Annotated in this window: 19 protein-coding genes and 1 tRNA gene; 12 read left to right on the forward strand and 8 right to left on the reverse strand. The window is 68.6% G+C overall.

Annotated elements, in window-relative coordinates; all coding sequences use genetic code 11:
- Window positions 1-53 precede the first annotated feature (53 nt).
- Together AB0M82_RS25075 and AB0M82_RS25080 are read left to right on the forward strand one after the other, a co-directional pair.
- On the forward strand, window positions 54-1745 hold the full coding sequence (locus tag AB0M82_RS25075; RefSeq protein WP_364726285.1) for a bifunctional metallophosphatase/5'-nucleotidase: 1692 nt from the start codon (window positions 54-56) through the stop codon (window positions 1743-1745).
- Window positions 1746-1782: 37 nt separating this feature from the next.
- Window positions 1783-2106 (forward strand): MmcQ/YjbR family DNA-binding protein, encoded by a 324-nt coding sequence (locus tag AB0M82_RS25080; RefSeq protein ID WP_364726288.1) that lies wholly within the window; start codon window positions 1783-1785, stop codon window positions 2104-2106.
- Here the strand turns inward: AB0M82_RS25080 and AB0M82_RS25085 are convergent.
- Complete coding sequence (locus AB0M82_RS25085; protein WP_364726291.1) at window positions 2099-2623, reverse strand: GNAT family N-acetyltransferase; 525 nt, start codon at window positions 2621-2623, stop codon at window positions 2099-2101. The two genes, AB0M82_RS25080 and AB0M82_RS25085, sit on opposite strands and share 8 nt — an antisense overlap.
- A gap of 2 nt (window positions 2624-2625) precedes the next feature.
- Window positions 2626-3003 (reverse strand): nitroreductase family deazaflavin-dependent oxidoreductase, encoded by a 378-nt coding sequence (locus AB0M82_RS25090; protein ID WP_364726294.1) that lies wholly within the window; start codon window positions 3001-3003, stop codon window positions 2626-2628.
- 106 nt (window positions 3004-3109) lie between these two features.
- Between AB0M82_RS25090 and AB0M82_RS25095 the strand changes: the two genes are divergently transcribed.
- The 4 genes from AB0M82_RS25095 (at window position 3110) to AB0M82_RS25110 (ending at window position 5910) form a co-directional block, all read left to right on the forward strand.
- Entirely contained in the window at window positions 3110-3760 is a 651-nt protein-coding gene (locus AB0M82_RS25095) for a hypothetical protein (RefSeq protein WP_364726296.1), read from the forward strand.
- 98 nt (window positions 3761-3858) lie between these two features.
- Window positions 3859-4209 carry a YciI family protein gene (locus tag AB0M82_RS25100; protein WP_364726299.1) on the forward strand — a complete coding sequence of 117 codons (351 nt, stop codon included), beginning with the start codon at window positions 3859-3861 and terminating at the stop codon, window positions 4207-4209.
- Window positions 4206-5396 (forward strand): DUF6596 domain-containing protein, encoded by a 1191-nt coding sequence (locus AB0M82_RS25105; RefSeq protein WP_364726302.1) that lies wholly within the window; start codon window positions 4206-4208, stop codon window positions 5394-5396. Before AB0M82_RS25100 ends, AB0M82_RS25105 begins: the two co-directional genes overlap by 4 nt.
- 121 nt (window positions 5397-5517) lie before the next feature.
- Window positions 5518-5910 carry a nuclear transport factor 2 family protein gene (locus tag AB0M82_RS25110; protein WP_364726304.1) on the forward strand — a complete coding sequence of 131 codons (393 nt, stop codon included), beginning with the start codon at window positions 5518-5520 and terminating at the stop codon, window positions 5908-5910.
- A 47-nt stretch (window positions 5911-5957) separates the two neighbouring features.
- Here AB0M82_RS25110 and AB0M82_RS25115 read toward each other — a convergent pair.
- Window positions 5958-6028 (reverse strand) — tRNA-Gly (locus AB0M82_RS25115).
- Between the two features lie 111 nt (window positions 6029-6139).
- Here AB0M82_RS25115 and AB0M82_RS25120 point away from each other — a divergent pair.
- Window positions 6140-7339 carry an oxygenase MpaB family protein gene (locus AB0M82_RS25120; protein WP_364726307.1) on the forward strand — a complete coding sequence of 400 codons (1200 nt, stop codon included), beginning with the start codon at window positions 6140-6142 and terminating at the stop codon, window positions 7337-7339.
- Window positions 7340-7361: 22 nt separating this feature from the next.
- Window positions 7362-7943 carry a dCTP deaminase gene (gene dcd / locus AB0M82_RS25125; protein ID WP_364726309.1) on the forward strand — a complete coding sequence of 194 codons (582 nt, stop codon included), beginning with the start codon at window positions 7362-7364 and terminating at the stop codon, window positions 7941-7943.
- Window positions 7944-7979: 36 nt separating this feature from the next.
- Here dcd and AB0M82_RS25130 read toward each other — a convergent pair whose 3' ends face one another.
- On the reverse strand, window positions 7980-9173 hold the full coding sequence (locus tag AB0M82_RS25130) for an FAD-dependent monooxygenase (RefSeq protein ID WP_364726312.1): 1194 nt from the start codon (window positions 9171-9173) through the stop codon (window positions 7980-7982).
- A gap of 73 nt (window positions 9174-9246) precedes the next feature.
- On the opposite strand from AB0M82_RS25130, the gene AB0M82_RS25135 reads away from it, so the two are divergent.
- Together AB0M82_RS25135 and AB0M82_RS25140 are read left to right on the forward strand one after the other, a co-directional pair.
- Window positions 9247-9711 (forward strand): MarR family transcriptional regulator, encoded by a 465-nt coding sequence (locus tag AB0M82_RS25135; protein WP_364726315.1) that lies wholly within the window; start codon window positions 9247-9249, stop codon window positions 9709-9711.
- Window positions 9712-9925: 214 nt separating this feature from the next.
- On the forward strand, window positions 9926-10618 hold the full coding sequence (locus AB0M82_RS25140; RefSeq protein WP_364726317.1) for a CAP domain-containing protein: 693 nt from the start codon (window positions 9926-9928) through the stop codon (window positions 10616-10618).
- 9 nt (window positions 10619-10627) lie between these two features.
- On the opposite strand, the gene AB0M82_RS25145 is transcribed toward AB0M82_RS25140, so the two are convergent.
- From AB0M82_RS25145 to AB0M82_RS25155, 3 genes are all read right to left on the reverse strand, one after another.
- Window positions 10628-11632, reverse strand: coding sequence for a cation diffusion facilitator family transporter (locus tag AB0M82_RS25145; RefSeq protein WP_364726320.1), 1005 nt, complete (start codon window positions 11630-11632; stop codon window positions 10628-10630).
- A 17-nt stretch (window positions 11633-11649) separates the two neighbouring features.
- Window positions 11650-12258, reverse strand: a complete 609-nt coding sequence (locus tag AB0M82_RS25150; protein WP_364726323.1) for a DUF742 domain-containing protein — start codon at window positions 12256-12258, stop codon at window positions 11650-11652.
- 340 nt (window positions 12259-12598) lie between these two features.
- Window positions 12599-14812: a (Fe-S)-binding protein gene (locus tag AB0M82_RS25155; protein WP_364726326.1), complete on the reverse strand. Its 2214-nt coding sequence runs from the start codon at window positions 14810-14812 to the stop codon at window positions 12599-12601.
- A gap of 188 nt (window positions 14813-15000) precedes the next feature.
- Here AB0M82_RS25155 and AB0M82_RS25160 point away from each other — a divergent pair, with 188 nt between their 5' ends.
- Together AB0M82_RS25160 and AB0M82_RS25165 are read left to right on the forward strand one after the other, a co-directional pair.
- Window positions 15001-15561, forward strand: coding sequence for a TetR family transcriptional regulator (locus tag AB0M82_RS25160; protein ID WP_364726328.1), 561 nt, complete (start codon window positions 15001-15003; stop codon window positions 15559-15561).
- A gap of 21 nt (window positions 15562-15582) precedes the next feature.
- The gene (locus AB0M82_RS25165; protein ID WP_364726331.1) at window positions 15583-16017 is read left to right on the forward strand and encodes a GNAT family N-acetyltransferase; all 435 of its coding nucleotides are present in this window, start codon (window positions 15583-15585) and stop codon (window positions 16015-16017) included.
- Here AB0M82_RS25165 and AB0M82_RS25170 read toward each other — a convergent pair.
- Window positions 15995-16168, reverse strand: coding sequence for a DUF397 domain-containing protein (locus tag AB0M82_RS25170; RefSeq protein WP_364726334.1), 174 nt, complete (start codon window positions 16166-16168; stop codon window positions 15995-15997). The two genes, AB0M82_RS25165 and AB0M82_RS25170, sit on opposite strands and share 23 nt — an antisense overlap.
- Window position 16169: the final 1 nt, after the last annotated feature.

The following is a 16169-nucleotide window of genomic DNA, read 5'->3' on the forward strand; positions in this document are numbered from 1 at the left end:
TCCGCCGTGCGCCCGTTCGGGGACCCTGGGCGCGAATCGGAGGAAGAACACGCATGAGGCTTTCAACCCGGCTCGCGGTATTCGCCGCGGCCGCGCTGGCGACGACGGCGGTGACCACCGCACCCGCGTCCGCGGGCCAGCGCCCGGACCCCACCACCGACGTCCGGATCATCGGGTTCAACGACCTGCACGGCAACCTCGAGCCGCCGTCCGGCTCGAGCGGACGCGTCGTGCAGTCGGACGGGACCACTGTGGACGCCGGCGGCGCGGCTTACCTCGCCACGCACGTCAAGCAGCTGCGGTCGCAGGTGCGCGACTCGTTCGTCGTGTCCGCCGGCGACAACATCGGCGCGTCGCCGGTGATCTCGGCGCTGTTCCACGACGAGCCCACCATCGACTTCCTGAACATGCTGGGCGTCAGCGCGTCCGTCGTCGGCAACCACGAGTTCGACGAGGGGTACAAGGAACTGCAGCGCATGCAGTTCGGCGGCTGCCACCCCACCGACGGCTGCCAGTTCGAGAAGACCTTCAGCGGTGCGAAGTTCCCGTTCCTCGGGTCCAATGTGTACTTCACCAACGGCCTGCCCGCCCTGTTGCCGTTCACCGTGAAGTTCGAGGGCGGGGTGCCGATCGGCGTCATCGGCGCCACGCTGAAGGACCTGCCGACCGTCGTCACGCCGGAGGCCATCAAGGGCCTGAAGTTCGGCGACGAGGTCGAGGCGATCAACCGCACCTCGAACCTGCTCGACTACTTCGGCGTCAAGGCTCAGGTCGTGCTGATGCACCAGGGTGACGGCACCGAGGTCGAGGGCCCGAACGACTGCAAGCTGCGGCCCGGCCCGGCCGCCGCGATCGCGGCCGCCGTGACGCCGAAGGTCGACGCGTTCTTCACCGGGCACAGCCACCAGCAGTACAACTGCGTGATCAACGACCCGGCGGGCCAGCCGCGGCCGGTCATCCAGGGTTCGTCGTTCGGCCGCCTCCTGTCGGTGGTGGACCTGAAGATCAGCCTCAAGACGCGCGACGTCGTGCGGTCGCAGAGCAAGGCGTTCAACGAGATCGTCACGCGGACCGTCACGCCGGACCCGGCGGTGGCGGCCCTGGTCGCCGACGCCAAGACGAAGGCGGCGCCGATCGCGAACCGGCAGATCGGCACCATCACCGCGGACCTGCCGGTGGCGGGCAACCCGGCCGGTGAGTCGCCGCTCGGCGACGTCATCGCCGACGCGCAGCTCGCGGGCACGCGGACGAACAACGCGGTCATCGCGATCACCAACCCGGGCGGCATCCGCGCCGACCTGACGTACAAGTCGTCCCCGAACGGCGAGGGCGACGGCGTGGTGACCTACGGCGAGGCGTTCACCGTCCAGCCGTTCGCGAACATCATGCAGACGATCACGCTGACCGGCGCGAACCTGAAGAACGTGCTGGAGCAGCAGTGGCAGGGCTCGGTGACGCGCATCCTGCAGATCTCGAGCTCGCTGCACTACACGTACACGGCGTCCGCGCCGCAGGGCTCGCGGATCTCGAACATCACGGTGAACGGCACGCCGGTCGACCCGGCGGCGACGTTCCGCGTGTCGGTGAACAACTTCCTCGCCGCCGGCGGGGACGGCTTCACCGAGTTCAGGAACGGCACGGACCTGACCGGCGGACCGGTGGACCTGGACGCGCTGATCGAGTACCTGGGCGCCCACCCGAACCTGGCCCCGCCCGCGGCGGACCGGATCACCCGGCTGCCGTAATCCGCTTTTTCCAAGACACCGGGTCGACAATGGACCCATGACGACCTGGGAAGACGTCGTACGCCTGGCCTCGGGACTCCCCGAGGTCGAGGCGTCGACCTGGTACCGGACGCCCGCGCTGAAAGTGGCGGGCAAGGGGTTCGCGCGGCTGCGCACCGAGGCCGAAGGTGGCCTGGTCGTGATGTGCGGGCTCGACGAGAAGGCCGCGTTGCTGGACTCCGGCGACGCGGCCTTCTTCACGACACCGCACTACGACGGCCACGGCTCGATCATCGTCGACCTCGAACGCGTCGACGTCGACCAGTTGCGCGAGCTGCTCGAAGAGGCATGGCGGCGGAAGGCGCCTCGCCGGCTTACTTGAGTTCGCCCTTGAGCATGCTCATCAGGATCATGTCGTGGCGCCGGCCGTCCGCCGCGACGAACGCTTCGCGGTGGCGGCCGTCTTCGGAGAACCCGACTTTGCGGTAGACGTGCCGCGCGATCTCGTTCTCGGCGACCACCCACAGTGTGATCATGTGCAGCCGCATGGCGTTGAAGCCGTAGCGGCACATCAGGCGCAGCGCTTCGGTGCCGTAGCCGCCGCCGTTGCGGTACTCGGCGTCGCCGATGTAGATGTCCAGCTCGGCGTTGCCGACCTCGGGCTCGGCGTCCCGGAGGTCGACGATGCCGATGAGCTTGCCGTCGGCCTCGATCCCGAGGACCACCAGCTCGTAACTGTTGACCGGGCGTTCCTCGGCGCGCTTGCGATACTGCGCGAGCGACCGTGGGTGGCCGGTGTTCATCCACCGGCCGACTTCGGGGTCGTTTGCCCACCCGTGGATCTTCTCCGCGTCCTCCGGTTCGAGCGCACGTAGCCGGACGAGCTCCCCCTCGAGCATCTTCACTCCCGTTTCAACAGCAGAAAGTCGTTGACATCCAGCAAGCCGAGGGCCTGCCGGATCGGCACCGGCATGGCCTGCCGCGAATCATCGTGCACGAGTTCGGCGCCGCGCACGTGGATTTTTTGCCGCCGGGTGATGAGGGTGCAGCCGCCGGCGGCCAGCACGTTCTTCACCCAGTCGGCGTCGGGCCCGTAGGTCAGCCCGACGACGAAACCGTCCTTCGTGCGGAAGACGTTGATCGGCGTGCGGAACTCGCGGCCGGACTTCCGTCCCTTGTGGACGACCATGGCGAACCCGGGCGCCCAGCCGGCGATGTGCTTGAGGACCTGGTTGGTCGCGACGCGGTTGAAGCGGGCGACCCGCTTTGAGAGCACCATGCTCCCATCATGATCCCGTGGGAGGCAGATATCAACGACCGATGAATTAACCGATCGGATGACCCCGGCTCCCGGCGCGCGCCGCCGCGATGGTGGGATGGGGCGCATGTCGAGCGAATGGCCGCTGCGCCAGGACCCGGAAGCGCCCGTCATCATCGCGCTGGCCCTGGTGGATGACCCCGAATCGCTGGGTTTCGTCGTGCTGGACGACGAGGACGACTGGTTCATCAGCGACGGCACCGAGCTGTCCGAAGACGTGCTGGTCAACCGCGAAAGCTTCGGCAGGCTGTCGCTGCGGGAGGCCGTCGGGCTGCTCCCGCAGCTGGCCGCGCTGGCGGCCCTGCCGATGGGCATGGCCGCCGACTGGGACCCCGAGCGGCGCACGTGGCTGCTGTCGTCGGTGACCGGGTCCGACGACGACGAAGAGGACAGCCGTCTCCTCGCGGCCCGCGTCGCGGCTTGGGAGTACGAAGGCTCGCCGGACGACGAAGCCCAGATCAGCAGCGGCCTCACCGAAATCCCCGTCGGCTCGCGGCAGCCGGTGCGCGCGGTCCGCCAGGTCGTCCGCGAACAGGACGGCACCTGGCTGTTCGTCGGGTTCGAGGTGCCCGAGGCGGAGGACTTCGAGGTCGAAGGCCTGGAGCTGGAGCACGTCGCGAAGCTGTACCCGGACGTTCGCGGCGTCCTCAAGGCGGCGCCCGGCCAGGTGTACGACCGCGCGACCCCGGACGGCGACTGGGAGCTCGTCGAGGGCTGAGAAAAGTTCGCCGCGGTTGTCCCGGAGACGTCCGCGCCGTTCGTCCTTACAGTGAGAGCCGGCGATCGGCGCCGGTCACGACCTGTGAGGAGCTCCTCATGCCCCAGTACGCCGCGATCATCTACGCCTCCGACGTCGACCCGACCCAGGCCGAGGCCGCCGCGATGATGGAGGACTACAACGAGTTCGGCGCGGCCGCGCAGGCCGTGATCCGCGGCGGCGCGGCGCTGTACCCGACGGCGACCGCGACGACGGTCCGCGTCACCGGCGGCAAGGGCGGCGACATCGTCACCAGCGACGGCCCGTACGCGGAGACGAAGGAAGCCCTCACCGGCTTCTACCTGATCGAGTGCGCCGACCTCGACGAAGCCGTCAAGGTCGCGGCGCAGATCCCGGGCGCCTGGGACGGCGCCATCGAGGTCCGGCCGGTCGTCGACTTCGGCAAGTGACCGGCGCCGGGGACGCGGTCGCGCGGCTGGTCCGGGAAGAGGGCACCCGGGTACTGGCCACGCTGGTCCGCGTCACCGGCAGCGTCGACCTGGCCGAGGACGCGGTCCAGGACGCCGTCGTGCGCGCGCTCGAGACGTGGCCGCGCGACGGCGTCCCCGGCAACCCGCGCGGCTGGCTCCTGGTGGCGGCCCGCCGCCGAGCGGTGGACGTGGTCCGCCGCGAAGCGAAGCGGCTCGGGAAGGAGGCGGACGCGATGCCCGCCGTCGACCCGGGCCCGGACCCGGTGTCGGTCCGCGACGACCTGCTGAGGCTGGTCTTCACGTGCTGCCACCCGGCGTTGTCGCTGGACGCGCAGGTGGCTTTGGCGCTTCGGACCTTGGGCGGTTTGTCGACCGCGGAGGTCGCCCGCGGCCTGCTGGTCCCCGAGGCGACGATGGCCAAGCGCCTGACGCGCGCGAAGCAGAAGATCGCTACTGCTCGTATCCCTTACCGGGTGCCTGCTTCCGAGGAGTTGCCGGAGCGGCTGGCCGGCGTGGCGTCGACGGTGTACCTGATCTTCAACGAGGGTTACACGGGTCGTGTTTCGTTGATCGCCGAGAGTGTCCGCCTGGCGCGCCTGCTGGCGGAGCTGATGCCGGACGAGCCGACGGCGTTGGGGTTGCTGGCGCTGATGTTGTTGCAGGACGCCCGCCGCACGGCTCGGTTCGACGCATGTGGGTTGCCCGTGCTGCTTTCCGCGCAAGATCGTTCTCTTTGGGACGCCGCGCTGATCAAGGAGGGCGTCGCCTTGGTGGGCGTGGGATTGCGGCGCACGCCGTCGGTGCCGAACCCGTACGTGGTCCAGGCGGCGATCGCGGCATGCCACGATCTGGCACCGTCGTACGCCGAGACGAACTGGGACGCGGTGATCTCCTGGTACGACGTCCTGTTGTCGGTCCAGGACACGGCCGTGGTGCACCTGAACCGGGCGGCGGCGGTGACGGAACGCGACGGCCCGGCGGCGGCGTTGGCTCTGGTGGACGGGTTGGCGGGGCTCGAAGATTACCCGTGGTGGCACGCGTCGCGGGCGGAGTTGCTGCACCGCTTGGGTTCCCCGTCGGCTTTCGGCGCGTTGGACCGTGCGGTGGAGACCGGCCTGCCGGCGGCGCACGTGGCTCATCTGCGACGCCGGTTGGGTCCACAGTAGACAAGGCTCGTAGTGGGTGTTTTCCTTACCGTTCACCTGAAAAACCTGGGCCCGGGCAGTCTTGACCGTGGTCCGCGGGAGCGCGTTCGATGGACGGACATCCTATCCGAGGAGGTCATCCATGGCCGAACACCAGAACGCCACTCTCGTCCGCCGGGGCTACGAGGCATTCTCCGCGGGCGACCTCGGCACACTGTCGGAAATCATCGCGCCGGACGCCGTGCAGCACATGCCCGGCCACAACACGTTCTCCGGTGACCACAAGGGCCGCGACTCGATCCTGGCCATGTACGGGCAACTGGCCGAGCGCAGCGGCGGAACGCTGAAGGTGGAGCTGGAGGAGGTGTACGCGAACGACGACGAAGTCGTCACGGTCTACCACGTGACCGGCAGGCGCGAAGGGAAGCAGCTGGACACCCGCCACGCCCTGGTCTTCCGCATCCGCGACGGCAAAGCCGCGGAACTCACGGACGTTTCGAGCGACGAAGCCGCCGACGACAATTTCTGGTCCTGAAACAAATGCGAAAGCCCCGGACTTCGCGCCCGGGGCTTTCGGCTGAGAGCGGATGACGGGAATCGAACCCGCGTATTCAGCTTGGGAAGCTGATGTTCTACCATTGAACTACATCCGCAGTGCGTTGCCAGCATACACGGCGGCGTGATCCCCTTGTCCAGGCCCCTCCCTCCTTGACGTCGGCGCGTCAAGTGACAACACTTGTTGTCGCCATCGGAGGTGAGCTGTCATGGACGAGCCCGAGCTGTTCCGGCAAGGCGGGTTCCGGCTGGGCAGGTGGCTGTTCATCGAAGGCGACATCCGGGGTGACGAGCGGCAGGTCGCGCGGTTGCGGGAGTTCGCCCAGGTCCAGGATCGGCTCGCCGACGACGTCGTCGCCTGGATGGCGCAGCAGCCGAAGGGGCAGGGACACGCACTCTTCGAAGCGGCGATCAAGAACGGCGTCGACAGCGCGGCGCCCGAGCCGTTGAAGGCCTTCTTCGCCGAAGTCGAGGCGAAGCCCTACTGGGTCGACGATGAACGGCTCGAACGCGGGGCCAAGGCCATCACCCGGGCCGGGTTGCTCGGGTTGTTCCCGCTCGGGGACATGTCGCTGATGGGTGGCTACCTCGCCTCGCGCGCGACGAAATCCCTGGTCGGGACCGGGCAGATCGAGCACAAGGCCACGCGCAGGCTCGTCGAGACCGCCACCTGGTGGATCGACGTCACCACGCCCGGCGCCCTCAAACACGGCGAGAAGGGCTACGCCTCCGCCCTCCGGATCCGGCTCGTGCACGCCCACGTGCGCGCCGCCATGAACCGGCGGGACGACTGGGACTACGACGCCTGGGACCGGCCCGTCAACCAGGTGCAGACCGCCGGGACCCTCCTTCTCTTCTCGCTCGTCTACGTCTTCGGCACGCAGCTGCTCGGCCTCCGCTACTCCGCCCGTGAACGCGGCGACATCCTGCACCTGTGGCGCTACATCGGCTGGCTCATGGGCGTCGACGACGAACTGCTGCCCAGCGGCGAAGAGGACGCCTGGCGCCTGTTGTGGCTGCTCGCCGCGACCGAGTTCATCCCCGACGACGATTCGAAACGGCTCGCCAAGGCGCTGGTCGAGGCCAACGCCGCCGTCGGCGAGGGACGCGGTGCCGTCGGGAAGGTGCTCTCGCACGTCTCCGTGGCCGTGCACTCGTCGATCAGCCGGCTCGTGCTCGGGAAGACCAACGCCGACTTCCTCGGGCTCCCGAACGACCCGGTCGCGCAGGCCGTGATCGTCACCGTCGCGGGGGTCAACTTCGCCGCCGAGACGGTGCGGCGGTTCATCCCCGGTGCCACCGCGTTGCAGGAACGGCTCGGCGAGGCCGGGCGTCGCGGGTACGTGAAGCGGCTCGAGAAGATCTTCGCGCCCGACACCAGCTACGCGCAGCACATGCGGGCCGCCTGAACACACCCGTTAGGCTTCGGCCGTGCTGCTCAGTGACCGTGACCTCCGCAAAGAGCTCGACGCCGGCCGGCTCGGCATCGACCCCTTCGATGCCGGCATGGTCCAGCCGTCCAGCATCGACGTCCGGCTCGACCGGTTCTTCCGCGTCTTCGACAACAGCAAGTACACCCACATCGACCCGCAGCTGCAGCAGGACGAGCTGACCTCGCTGGTCGAGAAGGAGGGCGAGGAGCCCTTCGTGCTGCACCCGGGCGAGTTCGTGCTCGGCTCGACGTTCGAGCTCGTCACCCTCGCCGACGACCTCGCCGGCCGCCTCGAGGGCAAGTCTTCGCTCGGCCGGCTCGGGCTGCTCACGCACTCGACCGCCGGGTTCATCGACCCCGGCTTCTCCGGGCACATCACCCTCGAGCTGTCGAACGTCGCGAACCTGCCGATCACGCTCTGGCCGGGCATGAAGATCGGCCAGCTGTGCATCTTCCGGCTCTCCAGCTCGGCCGAGTTCCCGTACGGCTCGAGCGAAGCCGGGTCCCGCTACCAGGGGCAGCGCGGCCCGACCCCGAGCCGGGCGTACAAGAACTTCCACCGCGTCGACACCTGGCGGTAGTGGATTCGCCCTCGGCGGGAAAGAGTGCGTCGGTCGTCAGGCCGAGACCTTCTCGTTCCAGTCGATGCGGTGGTTCCACATAAAGGCGTTCGGGTCCTCGTTGGACGGCTTCGAGAACGCCCGCTTGATGAAGAAGTCGCGGACGACGCGCCCGACCGGGCCGATCACCTTGTCGTCGCCGTTGCGCTTCCCGGCCGCGACGACGGCTTCGACGCGCTCGCGCCGCAAGCCCTCGTAGGTGGTCAGCGCCTGCGCGATGTCCGGCACGTCGCGGAGGCACTTGCCCAGCGTGACGGCGTCTTCGATGGCCATCGACGCGCCCTGGCCCGCCGCCGGTGACGTCGCGTGCGCCGCGTCGCCGATGATCACCATGCGGCCGCGGTGCCAGACCGGGACCGTCGGGAAGTCGTACGTCGGCCAGGCCGGGTAGATCTCCCGCGTCGCGCGGATGATCTCGGTGGCCGGCGTCCGGTCGGGCGCCACCAGGTGGAGCAGCTCGGCCCGCAGCTTCTCGCCGGCGAGCTTGGCCAGTTCGGACTCGGTCGGCTCGGTCTTGCGGGCCGGGTTCGCGAACCACCAGACGCGGCCGTCCGGGCTGACGACGTGGCAGAAGAAGACCCGCTTGCCGAACGCCATGTTCAGCACGCCCGGCTCGTCCGGCAGCTTCAGCCCTTCGGCGAAGCCGCCGGTGTTGAGCAGCGGCACGTACCGCGGCGACGGCGCGTTCGGGTCGATGATCGTGCGGACTCGCGAGCGGAGGCCGTCGGCGCCGATCAGCAAGTCGCCTTCGGCGTGCGAGCCGTCCGAGAAGTCCGCCCTGACCTGGGAAGACGTCTGGCTCGCGCCGATCAGGCGCTTGCCGTACCCGGCCTGGATCCCCCGCCGCGCGGCCTCGTCGCGCAGGGCGACGTAGAGGTCGGAGCGGAGCACGGTCTGGCTCACGGTCCCGTCCGGGAGTGTGCCGCCCAGCGTGAACTCGGCCAGCTGAGTGCCGTTGCCGAGCCCGATCGACATCCGTGGTGAATCGAAGCCCGCGCTCCGGACCACGTCCTTCAGGCCGAGCGGGAGCAGTGCGGCCAAGCCGTTGACGGCCAGGGTGAGAAACGCGCCGACGCCTTCGGAGCTCCGGTCGTACGCCTCGAACAGCACCGGCTCGTGCCCGGCCTCGTGCAGGGCGATGGCCGTGATCGTGCCCGCGATGCCGCCCCCGATGATCAGTGCCCGTGTCATCTCGTTCGTTCCCTCGAATCTCTTAGAAACTAATTCGTTCTGTCGAACTAAAGAGTGGGCTAAGCTGGACGCTGTGTCAAGCGAACGAGCGCAGCTGGTCGAGAAAGTCCTGCTCAGGTCGCGGGAGCTGTCGACGGAGACGGTCATGTTCCACACCGCGATCTCCGAGACGCGGGGGTTGTCCGCGGTCGAGGGCAAGGTCCTGGACTACCTCGCGCGGTTCGGGCCGCAGACGCCGAAGGACCTGGCGCGGCTGTCCGGCCTGGCGCCCGCGTCCGTGACCGCGATGATCGACCGGCTGGAGCGCAAGGGCATCGTCGACCGCCGTCCGCACCCGGACGATCGCCGCCGGGTCCTGATCGCGCTGGACGAACAGGCCATCGCGGGTGCCGTGCACCTGTGGGACCACCTCGTCAAGGGCATGTACGAGCTGTGTGACCGCTACAGCGACGACGAACTCCGCACGGTGATCGGGTTCATCGAGGCGGCCACGGCCCTCACGCACGAGTCGACGGCGAAGCTGACGGCTCCGAAGTAACCGGAATCGACCCGACTGGTCGCCCAGTGCAATCGAATGGCACTGAGAAAAGACGGCTGAATGGAGTAACGCGGAAGCGTCCGATTGCCGCGAAATCCGGACCCGTCACCGACAGCGGGCCGAAGAATTGTGACCAGTGCGCAAGAAGGGTTCTCGCTGTAATCGTTCCGTGATACGTTCCTGCGCCGTGTCCCCCATTGGTGAACGTTCTCGTGTGGTGATGGTGTCACTCAGTGTGCTGCTCGGCGTTTTTTCCGCCGCTACCGGCACTTGGATGGCCACCGCCGAAGGAAACACCGCCGAGCTCGGCGCCGCGGCCTTGGTGCTGCCCGACGCGCCCGCCGGAGCGGGGGCCGGCGCCGGGACCGATCTCGCCGGTGGTCAGGTCCAGACCACGAAGCAGGCCGAGCCACCGGCGCCGGCACCGGTGCCGACGACGTCCAGCGCGGCGCCCACTCCGACCGAGACGTCCCCGGCGCCGGAGCAGACCAAGTCCGAAACGCCGACGCCGACCACCAAGCCCGCCGCCCGGCTCGCGCCCTCGGTGGCCGCCCAGGTCCTCACGCTGGTCAACGACGAACGAGCGAAGGCCGGTTGCAAGCCGCTGGCCGAGGAATCCCACCTCACGAAGGCCGCGCAGGACTACAGCGACCAGATGTCGGCCGAGAACTTCTTCTCCCACAACAGCCCCGACGGCACGACCTTCGACCAGCGCATCAAGAACGCCGGTTATGCGAAGCCGGGCGCGGAGAACATCGCGAAGGGGCAGACGTCCGCGGCGCAGGTCATGGAAGCCTGGATGAATTCCGAGGGCCACCGCGCGAACATCCTGAACTGCACGCTCACCAAGCTCGGCGTCGGCGTCACCACGAAGGGCTGGTACTGGGTCCAGGACTTCGGCTACTGAGTTACTGAGTTACTGAGGCCTGCTCCACCGTTCCGCGATATCGCCGTAGCGCGCCAGCACCGTCGCCCGCAGTTCCGGGTCCGAGCGCGGCACCGGTTCGATGAACACTTCGGTGACGTCGTGGAACGCCTCGGCCAGCTCGACCGCGAGCCGGACGCAGGCGCGTTCGAGGTCCGCGGCGCCGAGTGAATCGTCGAAGTCGACGCGGGTGCACACCAGGACCTGGTCGGTGCCCATCAGCATGGTCTGCAGGTCCACGACGGCCTCGATCTCCGGCGCGGCGGAGAGGTGGTCGCGGACGCCTCGGACCAGCGTCGGGTCGGCCTGACGCCCGACGAGCAGACCGCGGTTGGTGCGGCCGAGCAGGTAGGCGACGCAGGCGAGCAGCAGCCCGATGGCGATCGACGCGACGCCGTCCCAGACCTCCGAGCCGGTGAGCTGGTGCAGTCCGATGCCGCCGAAGGCGAGCAGCAGGCCGACCAGCGCGGCCGAGTCCTCGAACAGCACGGTCTTCGGCGTCGGGTCGTCGATCAGCCGCAGGTACGTCCACAGGGACCGGTTCTCGGCCTTCGACTCCCGGACGACCTGGCGGACGGCCTGCAGCCAGGACGTGCTTTCGAGCAGGAACGCCACCGCCAGGACGATGTAGCTGAGGACCGAGGTGCTCTGCGCTTCGCCGTGCCCGAGAATGGTCGAAACGCCCTCGTAGAGCGCGAACATCGCGCCCGACGCGAAAATCGAGACGGCCGCGAGCAACGACCAGAAATAGCGCTCCTTGCCGTAGCCGAAGGGGTGAACGCGGTCGGCGGGGCGCGCCGAGCGTTTCAACGCGGTCAGCAGCAGGACCTCGGTGATCGTGTCGGCGACCGAGTGTGCCGCTTCGGACAGCATCGCGCCGGAGCCGCTGATGATCCCCGCGATCAGCTTCATGACGGCGATCGCCAGATTCACGCCACCGGCGAGCAGGACGGTCAACGTGCTTTCGCTACCGGCGTTTTCGGGTTCCTCGCTCACCTTGCCGAGCGTAATAGTCAGAGCCGGCGCAGGCCGTGCAGAACGCGCTCCATGAGCGCTATCGCCGGACGGCCGTCGGCGCTGACACGGCTGTCGTGGATCGTGACCAGGCCCTGTTCGGCCATGTCGTCCAGCAGCACGCGGGCGACGCCGAGCGGCACGCTGAGCGTGGCCGCGACCTCGGCGACCGAGCGCGGGTGGTGGCAGAGCGAGCGCACCGAGCGGAACTCGCCGGTCAGCCGGGCGACGTTCCAGTGCGCGCCGGCGCGCGTCGAGACGAGCGCCTCGATCGCCAGGTGCCGCCGCGATTGCGTCCGGCCGCGCGTCAGGACGTACGGGCGCACGAGCGTCCGCGGGCTGGGGATGTGGTCCTGCGGCGGGATGACGGGCTCGGCGACGGCTTCTTCGACGAGTTCGGGTTCCGGCTCGGCGGGTGCCGGGGCGGGCGGCTCGACGGCCGCCGGGGCGGGGAACCGGGCACCGACGTGGCCGGTCCGGGGCGACGGCTCGGGCAGGGCGAGGCGGTCTTCGACGTCGTCCGGGAGGGTGCGGAGGGCGTGCCGGCCGGTCGCCGGGAAGCGTGCGCCCACGCGTCCGGTCGCCGTGGTTCTCCGGTCCTCAGCCATCCTCGCCGCCCCCTGATTCCGTGGTCGTCAAAGTCGCCCTCGCTGGCAACGGCGGCGGCGAGGAAACGCCAGGATACGCCGGTTGTCCAGCCTTCAGTTCATAGTTTGCCATTGCCTTGATAGGCCATTTCGGTGAATATCATGAACATCATTCGGGAAATCGATTTCTGTCGCGAAATCCCAGCTTGTGGACGGTGCGGGTTGCCAGAATCGTGTGCGGTGACAATGTGTAGTGCTTCGGCTACGAGAATGCGAACCGGCTGTTCGACTATCACTTTCCGGAATGGAAACGGCCCCGGCCAGGAAGTCCTGACCGGGGCCGCGCGTCCTTCTCCTGGTGTCACTCCTCCGCGAGCGACGGCGCCCCGGTGGGCACCGGCTTCGGCTCCGGCTTGCGCTTGACCGCTTCCAGCAGCATCTGCGCGACGTCGACGATCTCGACCTTCTCGCTCGCGCTGCCGTCGCTCTGCCGCGCGGTGAGGCCGTCGTTCAGCATCACCTTGCAGAACGGGCAGCCGGTGGCGATCTTCGACGGCGCGGTGCCGAGCGCCTCGTCGACGCGCTCGACGTTGATCCGCTTGCCGATCTTCTCTTCCATCCACATCCGCGCGCCGCCCGCGCCGCAGCACATCGACTTGTCGCCGTGCCGCGGCATCTCGCGCAGCCGCGCGCCCGTCGCGCCGACGAGCTCGCGCGGCGCCTCGTACACCTTGTTGTGGCGGCCGAGGTAGCACGGGTCGTGGTAGGTGACGTCTTCCGCGACCGGCGCCACCGGCACCAGCTGCTTCTCGCGCACCAGGCGGTTCAACAGCTGCGTGTGGTGCACGACGTCGAACTGGCCACCGAGCTCCGGGTACTCGTTCGCGAGGGTGTTGAAGCAGTGCGCGCAGGTCACGACGACCTTGCGAGCCTTCCGCTCGCGGCCCTCGAACACCGAGTTCAGGATCTCGACGTTCTGCTGCGCCAGCATCTGGAACAGGAACTCGTTGCCCGCGCGGCGCGCCGGGTCACCGGTGCAGGACTCCTCCGAGCCGAGCACGGTGTACTTGACGCCGGCCATGTGCAGCAGCTCCGCGACCGCACGCGTCGTCTTCTTCGCGCGGTCCTCGAACGCGCCGGCGCAGCCGACCCAAAAGAGGTACTCGGTGTCGCCGAGGTCGCCGTCGAACACCGGCACCTCGAAGTCGAGGTCCTCGGTCCAGGCCAGCCGGTCCTTGGCGTTCTGGCCCCACGGGTTGCCCTTGTTCTCCAGGTTCTTGAACATGCCGTTCAGCTCGCTGGGGAAGGACGACTCGATCATCACCTGGTAGCGGCGCATGTCGACGATGTGGTCGACGTGCTCGATGTCCACCGGGCACTGCTCGACACAGGCGCCGCAGCTGGTGCAGGACCACAGGACGTCGGGATCGATGACGCCGCCGTCATCGCCGATCAGCGCCTTCTGCGACTCCGCGATCGCGAGGACGTCGATGCCCGCGTACATGTTGTCGCCGGACAGCCCGATCTCGTCACCGGCCATGTCACGCTTGCCGCCGGCCAGCAGGTACGGCGCCTTCGCGTAGGCGTGGTCACGCAGCTGCGTGATGACCAGCTTCGGCGACAGCGGCTTGCCGGTGTTCCACGCGGGACACTGCTCCTGGCAGCGGCCGCACTCGGTGCACGTGGAGAAGTCCAGCCAGCCCTTCCAGCTGAAGTCCTCGATCTTGCCGACGCCGAAGGTGTCCTCGTCGGGGTCGGCCTCCTCGAGGTCGAGGACCTTGCCGCCGCTCATCATCGGCTTGAGCGCGCCGAGGGCGACGCCGCCGTCCTGCTCGCGCTTGAAGTAGATGTTGAAGAACGCGCTGAAGCGGTGCCACGCGATGCCCATGGTCATCGTGCGGGCCACGACGATCAGCCAGACCGTCGCGCTCATCAGCTTGACGAACGCGAACACCGTGACCAGGTTCGGGCTGGCCGGGAGCAGTTCGCCGAGCGGGTTCGAGACGAAGGCGGCCCAGGTCGGCGTCTCGTGCGCGCCGAGGGCGGCCTTCGCGGCGCGGACGCCGATGATGCCGATGCCCTCGACGAGCACGACGGCCTCGATGAAGTAGGCCCACTTGAAGTTGGAGCCCTGGAAGCGCGACTGGCGGTCGGCGCGACGCGGGTGGTTGCGCTGCCGGATCGCCATCAGCACCAGGATGCCGGCGATCGTGCCGAGCCCGAGCAGCTCCATGAGCAGCTGGAACGGCGGGAAGTCGTCGAGGATCGGCCAGCCCCAGGTGGGTACGAAGACCTCGCCGTAGGCCTCGAACAGGGCGAGCGAGCCGAGCAGGAAGCCCCACATCACCAGCCAGTGCGCGGGGCCGACGCTGCGCTTGCGGTTCATCCGGGTGTGGGCCGCGAACTCCTTGACCAGGGTCTTGAAGCGCGGCATGAACGGCCCGTTGCGCGTCGAGTCGGGCTGCCCGAGCCGGATGACGCGCACGAAGCGCGCGATCGTCGCGGCGAACATCCCCCAGGCGACGACGCCGAGGACGACGGCGATGCCGCCCAGCGTCAGTTGTAGAGCGCCCATCGTTCGGGTGCCTTTCGTCCGGATGAATCGTGTGGTGGTAGCCGGCAGGCTAACGCTTCCTACCGATGAGTAACCCGTGGAGTGGCCTTAAGTCCCATCGATGTGGTGTACGTCGCTCTTTGTTTCGGGACGATCGTTCAGGTAGTTTCCCCTCAATCGGTGCTGAACGAACTCGAGAGGGCGTCGCCGTGAAACTGCAGGTCGACGGACGCAAGGCCCGGGGCGACAAGCGGCGCGCCGAAATCATCGCGGCCGCGCTGCGCGTGATCGAGCGCGACGGCGTCGCGGGCGTCACGCACCGGACCGTCGCGGCCGAGGCCGGCGTGCCGACGACGTCCACGACGTACCACTTCTCGTCACTGGACGACCTGCTCGTCGCGACGCTCATCTCGTGCGCCCGCGACATGGCGACCGAGGTCTACTGGATGATCGACCGCGCCCGGTCCCGCGGCAGCCGCGGCGCCGAGGAGGTCGCGGGCCTGCTCGCCGAGGCGCTGGGGCCGCAGCGCGGGCGCACGATGGCGGAGTACGAGCTGTACCTGCTGGCGGCGCGGAAGCCGGAACTGCGCCCGGCCGCGCGTCGCTGGCTGGACGTCCTGACGTCGATGGTCCGCCACGACGACGAGGTCGCGTTCCGGGTGTTCCTCGCCGGCATCGACGGGCTGCTGATCCAGGGCCTGATCGACGACGGACCGCCGTCGGCGGAGGAGCTGCGCCCGGTGGTGGATTACCTGCTGAAACCGCGTTGACGCTTCCTTTAGCTTCGGATCATGCGGACTTTCGGTGACTTCGAACTCGACGACGACCCGGCGCGGCTGGACCTCGAAGTGGTGTGGAAGTTCCTCTCCGCCGAGGCGTACTGGGGCCGCTGGCGCACGCGTGAGCAGGTCGTCGCCGCCATCGCCGGGTCATGGCGGGTCATCGGCGCCTACCGCGGCGGCGAGCAGGTCGGTTTCGCGCGGGCGTTCTCCGACGGCGTGGGAAGCGCCTACCTGGCCGACGTCTTCGTCGTCGACTCCGCCCGCGGCGCCGGGCTCGGCAAGGAGATCGTGCGCGAGATGATCGACAACGGCCCCGGCGCCGGCTTCCGCTGGATGCTGCACACCGCCGACGCGCACGGGTTGTACCGGCAGTTCGGCTTCGGCGAGCACACCAAGGGCCGTTACCTGGAGCGCGAAGGCGTCAACACGGAGTCCTTGCGCTGAGCTTCAGGAAGGCGTCCCACGATCGGGTGGAGATTTCGAGCGTTCCGCCCGGGCGGTCCTTGGTGTCACGGATCCGCACCACCCGCGCGAGCGCGACCTCCACGCACTCGGCCTCTGGCCCGCTGTAGCTGGACTTCCGCCAGTTGTTCACG

The organism is Amycolatopsis sp. NPDC051128, assembly GCF_040682715.1.
Classification (GTDB): domain Bacteria; phylum Actinomycetota; class Actinomycetes; order Mycobacteriales; family Pseudonocardiaceae; genus Amycolatopsis.

Coding starts and splice junctions, on each gene's coding strand:
- AB0M82_RS25075 (WP_364726285.1), top strand. CDS start 54: ATGAGGCTTTCAACCCGGCTCGCGGTATTCGCCGCGGCCGCGCTGGCG.
- AB0M82_RS25080 (WP_364726288.1), top strand. CDS start 1,783: ATGACGACCTGGGAAGACGTCGTACGCCTGGCCTCGGGACTCCCCGAG.
- AB0M82_RS25085 (WP_364726291.1), bottom strand. CDS start 2,623: ATGCTCGAGGGGGAGCTCGTCCGGCTACGTGCGCTCGAACCGGAGGAC.
- AB0M82_RS25090 (WP_364726294.1), bottom strand. CDS start 3,003: ATGGTGCTCTCAAAGCGGGTCGCCCGCTTCAACCGCGTCGCGACCAAC.
- AB0M82_RS25095 (WP_364726296.1), top strand. CDS start 3,110: ATGTCGAGCGAATGGCCGCTGCGCCAGGACCCGGAAGCGCCCGTCATC.
- AB0M82_RS25100 (WP_364726299.1), top strand. CDS start 3,859: ATGCCCCAGTACGCCGCGATCATCTACGCCTCCGACGTCGACCCGACC.
- AB0M82_RS25110 (WP_364726304.1), top strand. CDS start 5,518: ATGGCCGAACACCAGAACGCCACTCTCGTCCGCCGGGGCTACGAGGCA.
- AB0M82_RS25120 (WP_364726307.1), top strand. CDS start 6,140: ATGGACGAGCCCGAGCTGTTCCGGCAAGGCGGGTTCCGGCTGGGCAGG.
- AB0M82_RS25130 (WP_364726312.1), bottom strand. CDS start 9,173: ATGACACGGGCACTGATCATCGGGGGCGGCATCGCGGGCACGATCACG.
- AB0M82_RS25150 (WP_364726323.1), bottom strand. CDS start 12,258: ATGGCTGAGGACCGGAGAACCACGGCGACCGGACGCGTGGGCGCACGC.
- AB0M82_RS25155 (WP_364726326.1), bottom strand. CDS start 14,812: ATGGGCGCTCTACAACTGACGCTGGGCGGCATCGCCGTCGTCCTCGGC.
- AB0M82_RS25165 (WP_364726331.1), top strand. CDS start 15,583: ATGCGGACTTTCGGTGACTTCGAACTCGACGACGACCCGGCGCGGCTG.